At 64.6% G+C, this 15,654-nt stretch carries 15 protein-coding genes and 1 other RNA gene; 5 read left to right on the top strand and 11 right to left on the bottom strand.

The window, feature by feature from the left end; all coding sequences use genetic code 11:
- Positions 1-16: 16 nt before the first annotated feature.
- From rnpB to gatC, 5 genes are all read right to left on the bottom strand, one after another.
- Positions 17-430, bottom strand: an RNA gene (gene rnpB, locus ROSMUC_RS00165) — RNase P RNA component class A.
- Between the two features lie 12 nt (positions 431-442).
- Positions 443-1,075 (bottom strand): N-acetylmuramoyl-L-alanine amidase, encoded by a 633-nt coding sequence (locus ROSMUC_RS00160; protein ID WP_052115200.1) that lies wholly within the window; start codon positions 1,073-1,075, stop codon positions 443-445.
- A gap of 64 nt (positions 1,076-1,139) precedes the next feature.
- On the bottom strand, positions 1,140-1,868 hold the full coding sequence (locus ROSMUC_RS00155; RefSeq protein WP_037269711.1) for a hypothetical protein: 729 nt from the start codon (positions 1,866-1,868) through the stop codon (positions 1,140-1,142).
- 37 nt (positions 1,869-1,905) lie between these two features.
- The gene (gene gatA / locus ROSMUC_RS00150; RefSeq protein ID WP_037269709.1) at positions 1,906-3,393 is read right to left on the bottom strand and encodes an Asp-tRNA(Asn)/Glu-tRNA(Gln) amidotransferase subunit GatA; all 1,488 of its coding nucleotides are present in this window, start codon (positions 3,391-3,393) and stop codon (positions 1,906-1,908) included.
- Positions 3,393-3,680, bottom strand: a complete 288-nt coding sequence (gatC, locus tag ROSMUC_RS00145) for an Asp-tRNA(Asn)/Glu-tRNA(Gln) amidotransferase subunit GatC (RefSeq protein WP_037268196.1) — start codon at positions 3,678-3,680, stop codon at positions 3,393-3,395. The genes gatA and gatC overlap by 1 nt, the downstream gene beginning before the upstream one ends.
- 143 nt (positions 3,681-3,823) lie before the next feature.
- Between gatC and ROSMUC_RS00140 the strand changes: the two genes are divergently transcribed.
- Positions 3,824-4,516 carry a metal-dependent hydrolase gene (locus tag ROSMUC_RS00140; protein WP_037268195.1) on the top strand — a complete coding sequence of 231 codons (693 nt, stop codon included), beginning with the start codon at positions 3,824-3,826 and terminating at the stop codon, positions 4,514-4,516.
- Positions 4,517-4,598: 82 nt separating this feature from the next.
- Here ROSMUC_RS00140 and ROSMUC_RS00135 read toward each other — a convergent pair whose 3' ends face one another.
- The 4 genes from ROSMUC_RS00135 to betI all read right to left on the bottom strand — a co-directional run bounded on the left by ROSMUC_RS00135 (position 4,599) and on the right by betI (position 9,167).
- Positions 4,599-5,279, bottom strand: coding sequence for a thermonuclease family protein (locus tag ROSMUC_RS00135; protein ID WP_037268193.1), 681 nt, complete (start codon positions 5,277-5,279; stop codon positions 4,599-4,601).
- A 63-nt stretch (positions 5,280-5,342) separates the two neighbouring features.
- Positions 5,343-7,001: a choline dehydrogenase gene (betA, locus tag ROSMUC_RS00130; protein WP_037268192.1), complete on the bottom strand. Its 1,659-nt coding sequence runs from the start codon at positions 6,999-7,001 to the stop codon at positions 5,343-5,345.
- A 73-nt stretch (positions 7,002-7,074) separates the two neighbouring features.
- Positions 7,075-8,583: a choline-sulfatase gene (betC, locus tag ROSMUC_RS00125; protein WP_037268189.1), complete on the bottom strand. Its 1,509-nt coding sequence runs from the start codon at positions 8,581-8,583 to the stop codon at positions 7,075-7,077.
- A complete protein-coding gene (betI, locus tag ROSMUC_RS00120; RefSeq protein ID WP_245875076.1) occupies positions 8,580-9,167 on the bottom strand; it encodes a transcriptional regulator BetI in 588 nt (195 codons plus the stop codon). The genes betC and betI overlap by 4 nt, the downstream gene beginning before the upstream one ends.
- Before the next feature lie 241 nt (positions 9,168-9,408).
- Between betI and ROSMUC_RS00115 the strand changes: the two genes are divergently transcribed.
- From ROSMUC_RS00115 to choV, 4 genes are all read left to right on the top strand, one after another.
- The gene (locus tag ROSMUC_RS00115; protein WP_037268185.1) at positions 9,409-10,962 is read left to right on the top strand and encodes an ABC transporter substrate-binding protein; all 1,554 of its coding nucleotides are present in this window, start codon (positions 9,409-9,411) and stop codon (positions 10,960-10,962) included.
- A gap of 101 nt (positions 10,963-11,063) precedes the next feature.
- Entirely contained in the window at positions 11,064-11,993 is a 930-nt protein-coding gene (gene choX / locus ROSMUC_RS00110) for a choline ABC transporter substrate-binding protein (RefSeq protein WP_037268183.1), read from the top strand.
- 70 nt (positions 11,994-12,063) lie between these two features.
- Positions 12,064-12,900, top strand: a complete 837-nt coding sequence (gene choW / locus ROSMUC_RS00105) for a choline ABC transporter permease subunit (RefSeq protein WP_037268180.1) — start codon at positions 12,064-12,066, stop codon at positions 12,898-12,900.
- Positions 12,897-13,925, top strand: coding sequence for a choline ABC transporter ATP-binding protein (gene choV / locus ROSMUC_RS00100; protein ID WP_037268178.1), 1,029 nt, complete (start codon positions 12,897-12,899; stop codon positions 13,923-13,925). Before choW ends, choV begins: the two co-directional genes overlap by 4 nt.
- A 6-nt stretch (positions 13,926-13,931) precedes the next feature.
- Here choV and ROSMUC_RS00095 read toward each other — a convergent pair whose 3' ends face one another.
- Both ROSMUC_RS00095 and ROSMUC_RS00090 read right to left on the bottom strand, forming a co-directional pair.
- Positions 13,932-14,852, bottom strand: a complete 921-nt coding sequence (locus tag ROSMUC_RS00095) for a DMT family transporter (RefSeq protein ID WP_037268176.1) — start codon at positions 14,850-14,852, stop codon at positions 13,932-13,934.
- A 95-nt stretch (positions 14,853-14,947) separates the two neighbouring features.
- A complete protein-coding gene (locus ROSMUC_RS00090) occupies positions 14,948-15,541 on the bottom strand; it encodes a LysE/ArgO family amino acid transporter (RefSeq protein ID WP_037268174.1) in 594 nt (197 codons plus the stop codon).
- Positions 15,542-15,654: the final 113 nt, after the last annotated feature.

Below are 15,654 nucleotides of genomic sequence, written 5' to 3'. Positions count from 1 at the left end.
CGGTGCGAAATGAAAAGAGCGCGGAGAGCCTGTAAGCCGGATTCTGTCCACCCCGGACCGAAACCCGGGGCTGGATGACCATTCCTCTTGGGACGCTGTTGCCAACGCCCCTCTAGCTGCCAACCCGGACCGCCGGGCCAAGACGTGCCTGCGGGCGGTATCCCGGACCTGGGTCCGGGACCAGCCCCCGCGCGCGGTCCCTATTTGGCATTGCTCCCGGTGGGGCTTGCCGTGCCGGTCCGGTTGCCCGTCCCGCGGTGGGCTCTTACCCCACCGTTTCACCCTTACCCCGGATCGCTCCGAGGCGGTCTCTTCTCTGTGGCGCTTTCCCTTGGGTTGCCCCAGCCGGGCGTTACCCGGCACCGTTGTCTTGTGGAGTCCGGACTTTCCTCGTCACCCTTGCAGGTGCCGCGGCCATCCGGCCCTCCGCGCAAGGGCTGACTTAGGCGCTTGGGGCGGCGCGGTCAACGGCGAAGCGTGCGGCGAGGTCCGCCATCATCGCGCAGTCCTGCGGCGCGAGCGGCCCCGTGCCACAGGGGCGAAACCGCAGGCGAAAGGCGCGCAGGATGTCGGCGTCGCTGACACCCTCGGCCCGGACATAGCCAAATCGCGCGGCATCGCGGTCGAATTGCGCAGGCGTGGCCCCACCCCCTGCCCCGATCTCTGGCCAGACCGACAGCCCCTGCCGCGCCAGCCGCCGCCAGTCAAACCGCGGTCCCGGATCGCCCTTGCGCGCAGGCGCCATGTCGGAATGGGCAATGACGCGCGCAGGGGCAATATCCCAGCGCGCCATGATCCCCGCCATCAGCCCCTCCAGCGCCGCCATCTGTGGCTCTGGAAACGGCTCTGCGCCGGTATTGGCCAGTTCAATCCCGACGGAGCGCGAATTGACATCCGTCACATCCCCCCATTGCCCGGCCCCGGCATGCCAGGCGCGGGCAGCTTCATCGACCAGATGCCAGACGCGGCCCTTGGGACAGATGAGGTAATGCGCCGATACCTCGGCAGCGGGATCACACAACCGCTCAAGCGCGGCCTCGGGCGTGGCCATCGCGGTATAATGCAACACGATCATGTCCGGCCGCACGTCGCCCCGGCGCGGGCCGAAATTGGGCGACGGGTGACGGATCACCGCAGGTTCAGCCGCGCACCGCGTTGCGGAACGGGCGCGGGTCCCAATTGCAGGCATAGCCATCGCCATCGGGGTCGAGCCCCTGACGATCCCGCTCGGGGCCGCCACGCCGCAGGAAATCAAGCTGCGCCTGATCGGCAGAGGGGTATTGCGCGCAATTGCGCTCGAACTTCGAGGCGGCATTGATGCTGAGGCGGCGATAGACCGGCGTGCCCACGGCATGTTTCGTGCTCAGCGCGTAGTCCACGATATTGGGGCCCACGTCGCTCGGACGGCTGCCGATCGCCTGTGGTTGCACCACCTGGTATTGCGCGCGGTTGTTGGCGATGCGTGCGGCATCCTCGGCAATCGAGCGTTCGGCCCCCACGGCATCAAAGTTGTTCTCTTGCGAAATCCCGGCGGCATTCTCGACCGCTGGGGGCGGATTCGACGGGCTGGCATTCAGCGGCGGCACGCCGGAATTGGCCTCTGCCGCCTCAAGAGCCGCGCGCGCCTCGGCGGCGATGGTGGCGGCGTCATCGGCCTGCGCCGCGGTCTGGCCCGTGGCGCTCAGCGGTTCGGACGAGACCGCATTGGGCGGCGGCAGAGCACCGCGTGCCAGCGCCGCCTCGCGCGCGGCCTTGTCGCGCTGATAGGTGTCATAGTTCTGAAAGCCGACCCCGGCACCACTATCGGGCACGGCGGGGGCACAGGCCACCAGCGCCATCAGGGCAACCAAACCAACAGTGAACCGCATGTCTTTCATCCTGCCAAATGCCGTTTCGACCCGCGCCTTACCACCATTTCGCGGGTTTGGCCACAAAGCCTGCAGCCTGTTCCAGCGCATAGGCGGTATTGAGCAGATCGCCCTCTTCCCAAGGCCGCCCAATGAGTTGCAACCCGAGCGGCAGCCCCTTGCCATCCAACCCGGTTGGCACGGCAATGCCCGGCAGACCGGCAAGGTTGACGGTCACGGTAAAGACGTCGTTGAGATACATCTGCACCGGATCGGCATCCGTCATCTCGCCCAGACCAAAGGCGGCGCTTGGCGTGGCGGGGGTGAGGATCGCATCGACGCCCGCGGCAAAGGCCTCGTCAAAGTCGCGCTTGATCAGCGCGCGCACCCGGCGGGCACGGTTGTAATAGGCGTCGTAGAACCCGGCCGACAGCACATAGGTCCCCACCATGACGCGGCGCTGCACCTCGGAACCAAAGCCTTCGGCGCGGGTCTTTTCGTACATTTCCGTGATGCCATCGCCCTGCGACAGCTTGGCCCGGTGGCCATAGCGCACCCCGTCATAGCGCGCGAGGTTGGATGAGGCCTCGGCGGGGGCGATCACGTAATAGGCGGGCAGCGCGTATTTCGTATGCGGCAGGCTGATGTCGCGGATATCGGCCCCGGCCGCGCGCAGCATGTCGGCCCCGTCAGACCACAGCTTTTCGATCTCGGCGGGCATGCCCTCCATCCGGTATTCGCGCGGGATACCGATGACCTTGCCGCGAATATCGCCCGTGAGCAGCGCCTCGAAATCCGGCACGGGAATGTCGGCCGAGGTGCTGTCCTTGGGATCATGCCCGCACATCGCACCCAGCATGATCGCAGAATCGCGCACCGTCTTGGTCATCGGCCCGGCCTGATCGAGGCTCGAGGCAAAGGCCACGACCCCCCAGCGCGAGCAGCGCCCATAGGTGGGCTTGATGCCGGTGATGCCGGTAAAGGCCGCAGGCTGGCGGATCGAGCCGCCGGTATCGGTGCCGGTCGCGCCAAGGCAGAGATCGGCGGCCACGGCACTGGCAGAGCCACCGGACGAGCCACCGGGCGTCAGCGCCGCCTCATCATTGCCGCGCCGCCAGGGGTTGACGGCATTACCATAGCACGAGGTCTCGTTGCTCGATCCCATGGCAAACTCGTCCATGTTGAGTTTGCCCAGCATCACCGCGCCCGCGTCAAACAGGTTCTGCGTCACGGTCGATTCGTATTCCGGGCGGAACCCCTGCAAAATCCGGCTTGCGGCCTGAGAGGGCACGCCCTTGGTGCAAAAGAGGTCCTTGATCCCCAGCGGGATGCCGCACATCGCGGGCGCATCGCCCTTGGCAATCCGCGCATCCGCCGCAGCGGCCTGCGCGCGGGCAATCTCGGGCGTGTGATGCACAAAGGCGTTGAGCGCCCCGGCCCCCTCGACCGCCGCAAGACAGGCCTCGGTCAGCTCGACGCTGGTCACGTCGCCCTTGCGCAGCGCATCGCGCGCATCGGCAATCGTCAGTTTGTTGAGATCGGTCATCATTCCACCACTTTCGGCACGGCAAAGAAGCCCTCGCGCGCATCGGGCGCGTTGGACAGCACCGCCGCCTGCTGATTGCCATCGCTCACCACATCCTCGCGCCGCTTGAGGCGCATGGGCGTGACGCTTGTCATCGGCTCGACCCCCTCGACATCGACCTCGTTCAACTGCTCGATGAACCCGAGAATGGTGTTGAATTCATTGGCCAGCGCCGGCAGCGCGTCTTGCGGCACAGCGATCCGTGCCAGCTTGGCCACCTTGGCGGCGGTTTCGAGATCAATCGACATGAGCCTCTCCCACGATCCGTTTGGCTTGCGTTTACCGCCGGGACCGCGCGGGCGCAAGCGGATCGGGCGGGCACATCGCCCCCTTTCCTTGCCCGGCATGCTTGCTAAGGTATGGGCAACATGAAACCCTAGCGGAGACACCAATGCACATCACATGGCTCGGCCACAGCTCTTTCCGGATCGAAATCGGTGGACAGGTTCTGCTCCTCGATCCCTGGCTCAACGGCAACCCGATGCTGCCCGAGGATCAGCACGGCCCCGCCACCGAGGGCGCCACCCATATCCTGCTGACCCACGCGCATTTCGACCATGTCGCCGATGTGCTGCCCCTGGCCAAGCGGCTTGGCGTGCCGGTCGTGGGGCAATATGACCTCATGTCCCATTGGGAGGCCAAGGAGAATATCCAGACCGTCGGCTTCAACAAGGGCGGCACGGTCGATCTGGGCGGGGTGCAGGTGACGATGGTCCATGCCACCCATTCCACCTCGATCGCGACCGACGCCGGACCGCAGGTCACGGGCAGCGAATGTGGCTATATGATCGCGGGCGAGGGGCATGTGATCTATGTCTCGGGCGATACCGATGTGATGGCCGATATGGGCGTCTTCAACGCGCTCCATGCGCCCGACATCGGGATTCTCTGCGCGGGCGGGCATTTCACCATGGACATGCGCCGCGCCGCCTATGCGGCCAAGACCTTCTTTGACTTCAAGACGGTGATCCCCTGCCACTACCGGACCTTCCCGATTCTGGAGCAATCCGCCGATGCGCTGGCGGCGGCCCTGCCGGGGGTCGATGTGATCGAACCGCAGGTGATGCAGCCGATCACGCTCTGAGCGCCGCGCGCCTTTCCCTGTTCCCGAAATACTCAAATACGCCCCGGCCCTGAGCCGGGGCCACGCGCATCGCTCTTCTCACTCAGCGCTTGGCGCGCCGCCAGCCTGCGGCGCGGGCCTCGGCCTCGGAACAGAACCAGCGTTCGCCCTTGGCCTCGTTGATGCGCGTCGCGTCATAATCCGCCTGTCCGGGCATGTGATAAATCCGATTGCCGGATCCGCTGCGGTTGCCCTTGATCACACAGCCCCCTTGCGGCGCGGGCGCGTTTGCCTGGGCCTCTGCCGCGCGGTTTTCGCGCACCATGCGGCGGTGATCCTCGGGGCGCGCCATCAACACCTCGTGCAGGCCGCGCCCCGCCACAACGGCGGCTTTTTCATCCAGATCATAGGCCATCGAATATTTGCGATAGGCCAGCGCCAGACCATCCGCCACCAGCATCCTGCCCACATCCTGCCCCAGCACCGTGCAGCGCGCGACGGTGCGGTCATAGCGGTCCTTCTCCACCGCCTCGCAGCGTGCCTCGCGGCCCTCGATCCGGGCGCGCACCTCTTCGGCCACCCATGTGCCGCAATCCCAGGTCTCGCCATCGGGGTTGGTGCAGATCTGCCCCAGTTCCGGCGCGTCGATCCCATGCAGCCGCACGCGGACCTCGCCCACGTCGAGCGTATCGCCGTCGATCACCCGAACCGGGCCGCCAAACCCCGCTGCCCCCGCCGCAAGCGGGACCAGACCGAGAACGATGAGTAAACAAATCCTTAACATACCCCCTTATGCCGGAGGCCGACGCCCGCCCGCAAGACAGAAGGTGAACAAAAGGTTAACGCCTCAGCGCTGGCTTTGCGCCCAGTCGGCATGCATCCACGGCTCGGCATTCTCGGGCGGCAGCGGGCTGCGGCCCAGCACGGCATCGGCGATCTTTTCGCCCACCATGATCGAGGGCGCGTTGAGATTGCCGTTGGTGATGCGCGGAAACAGGCTCGAATCCGCCACGCGCAGCCCCTCGACCCCGATCACCCGGCCCTCTGGATCGACCACCGCCATCGGATCGCTCGCGCGCCCCATCTTGCAGGTGCCGCAGGGGTGATAGGCGCTCTCGGCGTGTTCGCGGATGAAATCGTCAAGCTCATCGTCGCTCTGTACCGCCGCACCGGGCTGGATCTCGTGCCGGACATAGGGCGCAAAGGCGTCTTGCGCAAAGATCTCGCGCGTGAGGCGAATACATTTGCGGAAATCCTCCCAATCCTGCGCCTCGCTCATATAGTTGAAGCGGATCACGGGATCGTCGGCGGGATTGGCGCTGCGCAGGGTCACGGCGCCGCGCGAGGGGCTGCGCATCGGCCCGACATGCGCCTGAAAGCCATGCCCCTCCGCCGCCGCCTTGCCATCGTAGCGCACGGCGATGGGCAGGAAATGGAACTGGATATCGGGATAGTCCACACCCGCGCCCGAGCGGATGAAGCCGCAGCTTTCAAACTGGTTGCTGGCCCCCGGCCCGGTCTTGTTCAAGAGCCAGCGCGCGCCCACCCAGGCCTTTCCCATGAGGTTCCAGTATTTGTAGAGGCTCACGGGCTGGCTTGCGGCCATCTGGATATACAGTTCCAGATGATCCTGCAGGTTCTGACCCACGCCCGCCCGGTCCGCGACCACCGGGATGCCATGGTCCGCCAGATGCGCGGCCGGGCCAATGCCGGAGAGCATCAGGATCTTGGGCGAGTTGATCGACGAGGCGGCAAGGATCACCTCGGCGCGCGCGCGCACCACTTCCTTGCGGCCCTTGATCACCACTTCGACGCCCACGGCGCGGCCCTCTTCCATCACCACGCGGGTGACAAAACCCCGGATAATATCGCAATTCTCGCGTTTGAGCGCAGGCCGCAGATAGGCATTGGCCGCCGACCAGCGTTGTCCCTTCCACACGGTCATCTCGAAGGGGCCAAACCCCTCTTGCTGATGGCCGTTGTAATCATGGGTCTCGGGATAGCCCGCCTGTTTGCCCGCCTCGACAAAGGCGCGCACCAGCGGGTTGTCGCGCCGCCCCCGGCTGACGTGCAGCGGGCCATCCGTGCCGCGCCAGCCCGCATCGCCACCATGCCCGCCATCGTGCCAGCTTTCCATCCGCTTGAAATAGGGCAGCACATCGGCATAGCCCCAGCCATCGCAGCCCTGATCGCGCCAATGGTCATAGTCGCGCGCATGACCGCGCACATAGACCATGCCGTTGATGCTGCTGGAGCCGCCAATCACCTTGCCGCGTGGACAGGCGAGGCGGCGACCTCCCAAATGCGGCTCAGGCTCGCTCAGGTAGCCCCAGTCATAGCGCTTCATGTTCATCGGATAGCTCAGCGCGCCGGGCATCTGGATGAACGGCCCGGCATCGGTGCCGCCATGCTCGATCACCAGCACGGATTTGCCCGCCTCGGCCAGACGGTAGGCCATGGCACAGCCCGCGCTGCCTGCGCCCACGATGACATAATCGGCTTGCATCAGTTTCTCTTTCCTTGAGGGCATTTCCCGCCGCAGAGGGCGGAATTTGAGTATTTACAGAACGAAGAACGCATCACTCACCCCGCGGGAAGCGCTTGCTTTCCTCCAGCACGTTGAGGTCCATGTGGTTGCGCATGTACCGCTCGGACGCCTTTTGCAGCGGCTGGTAATCCCACGGGTAATAGCCGCCCTTGCGCAGCGCCTCGTAGACCACCCAGCGGCGCGCCTGACTTTCGCGCACGGCGCCGTCAAAGGCCGCCAGATCCCAGCGCGCCTCGGCCTTGGCCTGCAACTGTGCCAGAGTGCCCGCATGGGCCGGGTCATCCGCCAGATTGGTCAGTTCATGCGGATCGGCCTCCAGATCGAAGAGCTGATCGGGGTCGAGCGCGCAGCGGTTGAACTTCCACTTGCCATAGCGCAGCGACACCAGCGGCGCTTGGGACGCTTCGGCGGCATATTCCATCGCGACGGGCGCGTCGCGGGTGCCGCCCTGCCCCAGATAGACCAGCGATTGCCCCTCGACCCAGGGCATCACCTCGGACATATCCGCCCCGGCCAGTTCGCAGAGCGTTGGGCAGACGTCGATATTGCTGACCGGATCGGTGATCAGCCCCGGCGCCATGCCGGGGGCCGAAATCATCAGAGGCACGCGGGCTGACCCCTCGTAGAAACACATCTTGAACCACAGCCCGCGCTCGCCCAGCATGTCGCCATGGTCCGAGACAAAGAGGATGATCGCCTCTTGCCGTGTGCTCTCCAGCGCCTCGAGAATCTCGCCGATCTTGTCGTCGAGATACGAGATATTGGCGAAATAGGCGCGGCGCGAGCGGCGGATGTCCTGCTGCGAGATGTCAAAATTGCGCCAGTCATTCGCGTCGAAAATCCGCCGCGCGTGGGCATCATGCGCCTCATAGGCCATGGCGGGCACCTCTGGCAGCAGGTGATCGCAATCCTCGTAGAGATCCCAGTATTTCTTGCGCGCCACATAGGGGTCATGCGGATGGGTGAAACTGACCGTCAGACACCAGGGCCGCGCATCGAGCCCCCGCGCCAGATCATAGACCTTGGCGCGCGCGTTGTAGGCAACCTCGTCGTCATATTCCATCTGGTTCGAGATTTCCGCGACCCCCGCGCCCGTCACCGAGCCCATGTTGTGATACCACCAGTCGATGCGCTCGCCCGGCTTGCGATAATCCGGCGTCCAGCCGAAATCGGCGGGGTAGATGTCGGTTGTCAGCCGCTCCTCGAACCCGTGCAACTGGTCGGGGCCCACGAAATGCATCTTGCCGCTGAGGCAGGTCTGATAGCCCGCGCGGCGCAGGTGATGCGCATAGGTGGGAATATCGGCGGCAAACTCGGCGGCATTGTCATAGACGCGGCTGCGCGACGGCAAGAGCCCCGACATGAAGCTGGCACGCCCCGGCGCACAGAGCGGCGAGGCGGTATAGGCATTGGCAAACCGCGTGGAGCGCGCCGCAAGCGCCTTGAGATTGGGGGCGTGCAGCCACGGCGCGGGACCATCGGGAAAGAGGGTGCCGTTGAGCTGATCAACCATGAAAATCAGGATATTGGGCGCGGTCATACTTTGTCCTTTTGGGGCAGGCTGGTGTCGAGGTAATGCAGCAGCACATCAATCGCGAGGCCGGGCTGCATCGGCCCTTCGCGCAGCGCCTGACGGATATAAAGCCCGTCGATCATCGCCGCGAGACCGCGCGTCAGCGTGCGCGCCTCGGCGGGGGCCAACGCGCGAAAGGCGTGATGCAGATTCGAGCGCAACCGCCGCTGATAGATATGCAACAGACGCCGCGCCTCGTCCGAGCGCTGCGCCTGCACGTAGAAATTCAGCCAGGCCGAGACCATTTCGCCGCGAAATTGCGCCGGCGTGAAACTGGCGCGGATGATCGCCTCGATCCGATCGCGCGGGGTCTTGGCCATGATCAGCGCACCGCGCACCTCGGCCCCGTAGAGCGTGAGGATATGGCGCATCGCTGCGGCGAACATCGCCTCCTTGGACCCGAAATAATGATGGGCCAGCGCGCTCGACATGCCCGCGCGCCGGGCGATCTGCGCCACGGTCACATCCAGGCTGCCATGCGCGCCGATCTCGGAAATCGTGGCCTCCACCAGCGCGGTGCGGCGGATCGGTTCCATCCCGATTTTCGGCATGCGCCCCCTCCAAAGACCTGTTGCCAGACTGGCCTAATCGTGTTTAATTGACTCGTCAATCAATAAAAAACGCGAGGGACCGCATCACAACACCGCCCCCCTGCCAGAATGGCGTTGTATTTCATGACAGCGTCATATTAGCCTTGGCAGGTATAAACCGACCGCCACGCGGCAGGGGGCCGCGCGATCCTCAGAGGACATAAGGCCGGTTCGGAAAGCAAACCAAAGGGAGAAGACCAACATGACCATCCTCAATTCCGGCCGCATCAACCGACGCGGTTTCATGGCCACCACCGCCGGGGCCGCGCTCATCGCGGGCCTGCCGCTGCGGGCCAAGGCGGCGCCTTCGCGCGGCGGGCATCTGCGCGCGGCCATCGGCCACGGCCAGACCACCGACGTGCTTGATCCGGGCACCTATTCCAACAGCTTCACCACCTCGCTCGCCTTTGCCATCCACGGCCGGCTGACCGAAGTGGCCGCCGATGGCTCGCTCATCCCCGAAGTCGCCGAAAGCTGGGAAGCCTCGGCCGATGCCTCGGTCTGGCGGTTCAAGCTGCGCTCGGGCGTGACCTTCCATTCCGGCAAGGCCGTCACCGCGGCCGATGTCGTCAGTTCGATCAACTTCCACCGGGGCGAGAATTCGACCTCTGCGGCGGGGCCGCTGGTGGCCAACGTGACCGACATCACCACCGAAGGCGATGACATCGTCGTCTTTACCTTGGATGGCGGCAATGCCGACTTCCCATACTTCCTCAGCGACTATCACCTCGTGATCTGCAAGGCCGAAGGCGACAGCATCGACTGGAAATCGGGCGATGGCTGCGGCAGCTATGTCCTCAAGGATTTCAGCGCCGGTGTGTCCTACGCGGTCGAGCGCAACCCGAATCACTGGCGCAGCGATGTGGCCTGGTTCGACAGCGCCGAAGTGCTGGCCATCGTCGATCAGAACGCCCGCACCACGGCGCTCGTTTCGGGCGATGTGGATGTGGTCGACCGGCTCGACCTCAAGACCGTGGGCCTCTTGGCGCGCAACCCCAATATCCAGATCAATTCGGTCGCGGGCACGCAGCATTTCACCTTTGCCATGGACACCCGGGCAGAGCCCTACAACAACCCCGATGTACGCCTTGCTCTGAAATACGGCATCAACCGTCAGGAACTGGTGGACAAGATCCTGTTCGGCTATGGTTCGGTCGGCAATGACCATCCCATCGGTCAGGGGCAGCGCTATTTCAACACCGAACTGGCGCAGAAAACCTATGATCCCGACAAGGCCAAGTTCCACCTTAAGCAAGCCGGCCTCGACAGTCTCGATGTCAAGCTTTCGGCGGCGGACGCGGCCTTTGGCGGCGCGGTCGATGCGGCCGTGCTCTACCAGAGCTCCGCTGCGGGCGCGGGCATCAACCTCACGCCGGTGCGCGAAGCGAATGACGGCTACTGGTCGGACGTGTGGATGAAGAAACCCTTCTGCGCCGTCTACTGGTCGGGTCGCCCGGTCGAGGATCAGATGTTCGCCACCGCCTATAAATGCGGCGCGGCGTGGAACGACAGCTTCTGGTGCAACGACCGCTTTGACGAGCTGATGCTCAAGGCGCGCTCGGAACTCGACGAGGCCAAGCGCCGCGAGATGTATTTCGAGATGCAGCAGATCTGTAGCGACGACGGCGGCGTGATCGTCCCGATGTTCGCCAACTACGTCTTTGGCAACTCGAACAAGATTGCACATTCCGACACCCTTGGGGCCAATTGGGATGTGGACGGCATGCGCTTTATCGAGCGCTGGTGGATGGCCTGATCCAGCCCACCTGACCTGACTGCAAGGCCCGGGGGGGATTCCCCTCGGGCCTTTGCCAAACCGGGCGCAGCCCCGGAATAATCAACCGTGGGAGACATCACATGACCTTCAAGAAAACCCTGACCGCCATTGCCCTCGCCACCGCGGCCGCCGGGCCAGCCCTTGCCAATTGCGACAGTGTGACCTTTGCCGATGTTGGTTGGACCGACATCACCGCCACCACCGCTGCAACCTCTTTCGTGCTCGAGGCGCTTGGCTATGAGACCGAGGCCAAGGTGCTCTCGGTGCCTGTGACCTATACCTCGCTTGCCGCAGGCGACATCGACGTGTTCCTGGGCAACTGGATGCCGACCATGGAGGCCGATATCGCCCCCTACCGCGAAGCAGCCACCGTAGACACCGTGCGCGCCAACCTCGTGGGTGCGAAATACACGCTGGCCACCAATGCCGCTGGTGCTGCCCTCGGGATCACCTCATTCGAGACGATTGCAGGGCATGCCGAGGCGCTCGACTCGACCATCTACGGCATCGAGCCTGGCAATGACGGCAACCGCCTGATCCTCGACATGATCGAGGCCGATGCCTTTGGTCTCAAGGGCTTCGAGGTCAAGGAAAGCTCGGAACAGGGCATGCTCGCACAGGTCAGCCGCGCCGACCGCCGCGAGGAACCCATCGTGTTCCTCGGCTGGGAACCGCACCCGATGAACGCCAATCACGAGATGACATATCTGACCGGCGGGGATGACTGGTTCGGCCCCGATCTGGGCGGTGCCACGATCTATACCAACACCCGCGCAGGCTATGTCGCGGAATGCCCCAATGTGGGCAAGCTGCTGGAAAACCTCGAGTTCTCGCTGGCCATGGAAAACGAGATCATGGGCGCGATCCTCAATGACGGGGCCAAGCCCGAAGATGCCGCAAGCGCCTGGCTCAAGGCCAACCCGGATGCCGTCACCCCGTGGCTCGCGGGCGTGACCACCAAGGACGGCGGCGACGCGGCAGCAGCCGTCAAATCGGCCCTCGGCCTCTGAGCGATAAGGGGCGGCGCTGGACGCTGCCCCACGCCCTTTTTTCCAGACAGATCAGATGTGAGGCACCCGCATGGACTGGCTGAGCGATCACAAAATCCCGGTGGGGAAATGGGCCGAAGGCTTTTTCCTCTGGCTTCAGGACAATGCGGCGGGCTTCTTCGATGCGCTGTCAGTACTCATGGAGGGGCTGATCGACGCCTTTCTGTGGGTGCTGCAAACTCCGCATCCCATGGTCATCATCGGCGTCTTTGTCGCCCTCACGTGGGCGTTGCAGCGCAACTGGAAAACCTGCCTCTTCGTGCTTCTAGGCTTTCTCTTCATTCTCAACCAAGGCTATTGGGAGGAAACCACCGAGAGCCTGACACTGGTGATCTCGTCTTGCGTGTTCTGCATGGCCTTGGGCGTGCCTCTGGGCATCGCCGCCGCGCATCGCCCGCGCCTCTATGACGGGATGCGGCCAGTGCTCGACCTCATGCAGACGCTGCCGCCCTTTGTCTATCTCATCCCCGCGATCGTGTTTTTCGGCATCGGCATGGTGCCCGGCCTCATCGCCACGGTGATCTTTGTCGTCCCCGCGCCCATCCGCCTCACGCATCTGGGCATCTCCAACACGCCACAACCGCTGCTGGAGGCGGCACAGGCCTTTGGCGCCACCAACCGCCAGACCCTCTGGAAGGTGGAACTTCCCTACGCCCTGCCGCAGATCATGGCGGGGCTGAACCAGACCATCATGCTCTCGCTGTCGATGGTGGTCATCGGCGCACTGGTGGGGGCCGACGGCCTTGGCGTGCCGGTGCTGCGCGCGATCAATACGGTCAACATCGCCCTTGGCTTTGAATCCGGGCTGATGATCGTCGTCGTCGCCATCGTGCTTGACCGCATGCTCCGGATGGAGGGACGCAAGTGACCGACGCAATCGTCAATTTCAACAAGGTCTCCATCGTCTTTGGTGATGCCCCGCAGACCGCCCTGCCCTTGATGGATCAGGGCAAGACCCGGCCCGAGATCCAGCAACAGACCGGGCAGGTTCTGGGCGTGCATGACTGCGACCTGTCGGTCGCTCCGGGCGAAATCCTCGTGCTGATGGGCCTGTCGGGCTCTGGCAAATCCACGCTCCTGCGCGCGGTCAATGGCCTCAACCCGGTGGTGCGCGGCACGGTCGAGATCCACGACGGCAGCGGCATGGTGGATGTCACCAACGCCAACCCCGCCACGCTGCGCCGGTTGCGCCAGCACCATATCGCCATGGTGTTCCAGCAATTCGGCCTGCTTCCCTGGCGCTCTGTGCGCGAAAACGTGGGCCTCGGCCTCGAACTGGCAGGCATCCCCAAACCCGAGCGCGCCGAGCGCGTCGACCGGCAACTGTCGCTCGTCAACCTCTCCGACTGGGCCGAGCGCCGCGTGGGCGAGCTGTCGGGCGGCATGCAACAGCGCGTGGGCCTCGCCCGCGCCTTTGCCACCGATGCGCCGATCCTTCTGATGGACGAACCCTTTTCAGCCCTCGATCCGCTGATCCGCAACCATCTTCAGGACGAACTCATCGACCTGCAAAAGACGCTGGGCCGCACCATCATCTTTGTCAGCCACGATCTGGACGAGGCGTTCAAACTGGGCGACCGCATCGCCATCATGGAGGGCGGGCGCATCGTGCAATGCGGCACGCCGCAGGACATCTTCACCAATCCCGCCACCGATTATGTGGCCGAATTCGTGGCCCATATGAACCCGCTGGGCGTGCTTTGCGCCCGCGATGTGATGGAGCCTGCGGTGGGCACGCCCGAGACCTGCGTCGGCCCCGATGCCAGCATTCAGGACGTGATGGAATGTGCCCAGGGGCATGACCGTCCGGTGGGTGTGATCGACAATGGCCAGCTCCTGGGCCAGATCACCCGCAACCGCATCCTGGCCAAGCTGCTTGATCCTCGCGCCTGAGCGCCCTCAGACCTTGGTCGCCGAAACCGTCGGCGTGATCCGCCGCTTGAGCACCGCCTCGCGCCAGCTGATAAAGCTGACCGCGCCCACGATCACCATCCCGCCCAAGACCACGAACACATCCACCCCCTCGCCAAAGACCAGCGCCCCCAAGAGCACGGCCCAGACAAGTTGCAGGAAGGTCACCGGCTGCGTGACCGCCAGAGGGGCGGCGCGAAACGCCAGCGTCATCGTGTAATGCCCCGCCGTGGCCAGCGTGGCCACCGCAAAGAGGATCGCCAATTCCCACGGCGTCGGCGTAACCCATACCGCCGCCGCAAGGGGGGCCAGCCCGATTGTCACCGTGATCGACAGCATGGCCACCACCACGCCGGGGCTGCTGCGCCCCGAGACCACCTTGGCAATCAGATAGGACGCGCCAAAGAAAATCGCGGTAAAGATCATCGCCAGATGCCCCGGCCCCACCTCGCGAAATCCGGGCCGCAGAATGATCAGTGCCCCGATCAGGGCCACGCCCACCGCCAGCACTCGCCGGAGCGCCAAGCGCTCACCGAGGAAAAGACCGGCCCCCAGCGTCACATAGATCGGGGCAAGGTAATTCATCGCCGTCACATCGGCGATGGGAATCCGCGCCATCGCATAGAACCAGAGCGCGACACCGACCGTATGCACCAAACCGCGCGCCGCGAAAAACCCCCAGGTGCCGCGCTCCAGCCGCAAGCGCCAGAGCGAGCCCAGCATCGGAATGAGAAAGACAAGCCCCATGGCATAGCGCAGAAACGCCGCCTGCGGCGCGGGCACCCGCGTGCCCAACACCTTGACCAGCGCCGTGACCCCAACAAAGAGCAGCCCCGTCACGACCATCCAGAAGATGCCCCAGCCCGGTCGTGCCGTGCTCTCTGCCCTGCTTGCCTGTTGCGCGCTCATGGCTGCATTAATTCACGCCTCTGCCCGGCTGTCGAGGCTGGCTTGGGGCTTTGCCATGCAGCCTGCGCAACGCACCCTGCCACCTGATGCATGGCTCAGCCGCGCAGCAAGCCAAGTGCAATCGCCCACATGACACAGCCCACCCCGGCATCGAGCACCCGCCAACTGCCGGGGCGGCGAAACAATGGGGCCAGCAGGCGCGCGCCATAGCCCAAGGCAAAGAAGAACACGAAACTCGCCGTGACCGCCCCCAGACCAAAGGCAAAGCGATCCGAATATTGCGCCGAGACCGACCCCAGCAAGACCACCGTATCGAGATAGACATGCGGATTGAGCCATGTCAGCGCGAGGCATGTCAGCACGGCGCGCCGCAGACTGCCTGCGCCTTCGCCCGCCTCAAGGGCTGCCCCACCACGCCAAGCCGCAAGAAAACTGCGCGCGCCGTAAACCACCAAGAACGCCGCCCCACCATAGCGCATGATCCGCTCCAGCCCCGGCACCGCCTCGGACAACACACCAAAGCCGGTCACACCTGCCGCTACCAGCACCGCATCGGACAGCGCACACACCAGCACCACCGCCAGGACGTGCTCGCGCCGCAGCCCCTGCCGCAGCACAAAGGCATTCTGCGCCCCGATGGCCATGATCAGGCTCAACCCCAATGCAAATCCCGCCAGCCCCGCCTGCATCCGCCTGCCCTTTCATCGCTCTTCAAATACGCGATCGCGACCGCGCCGCCCGGGCTTGCCTATCGGGTCGCATATCATTACTCAAATTCAATATGCTTATTCGGGATTAGATT

This window comes from Roseovarius mucosus DSM 17069, from assembly GCF_000768555.3.
Lineage (GTDB): Bacteria > Pseudomonadota > Alphaproteobacteria > Rhodobacterales > Rhodobacteraceae > Roseovarius > Roseovarius mucosus.
Note: the sequence above shows the minus strand (reverse complement) of the source record. Positions and strands in the feature narration are given on the sequence as shown.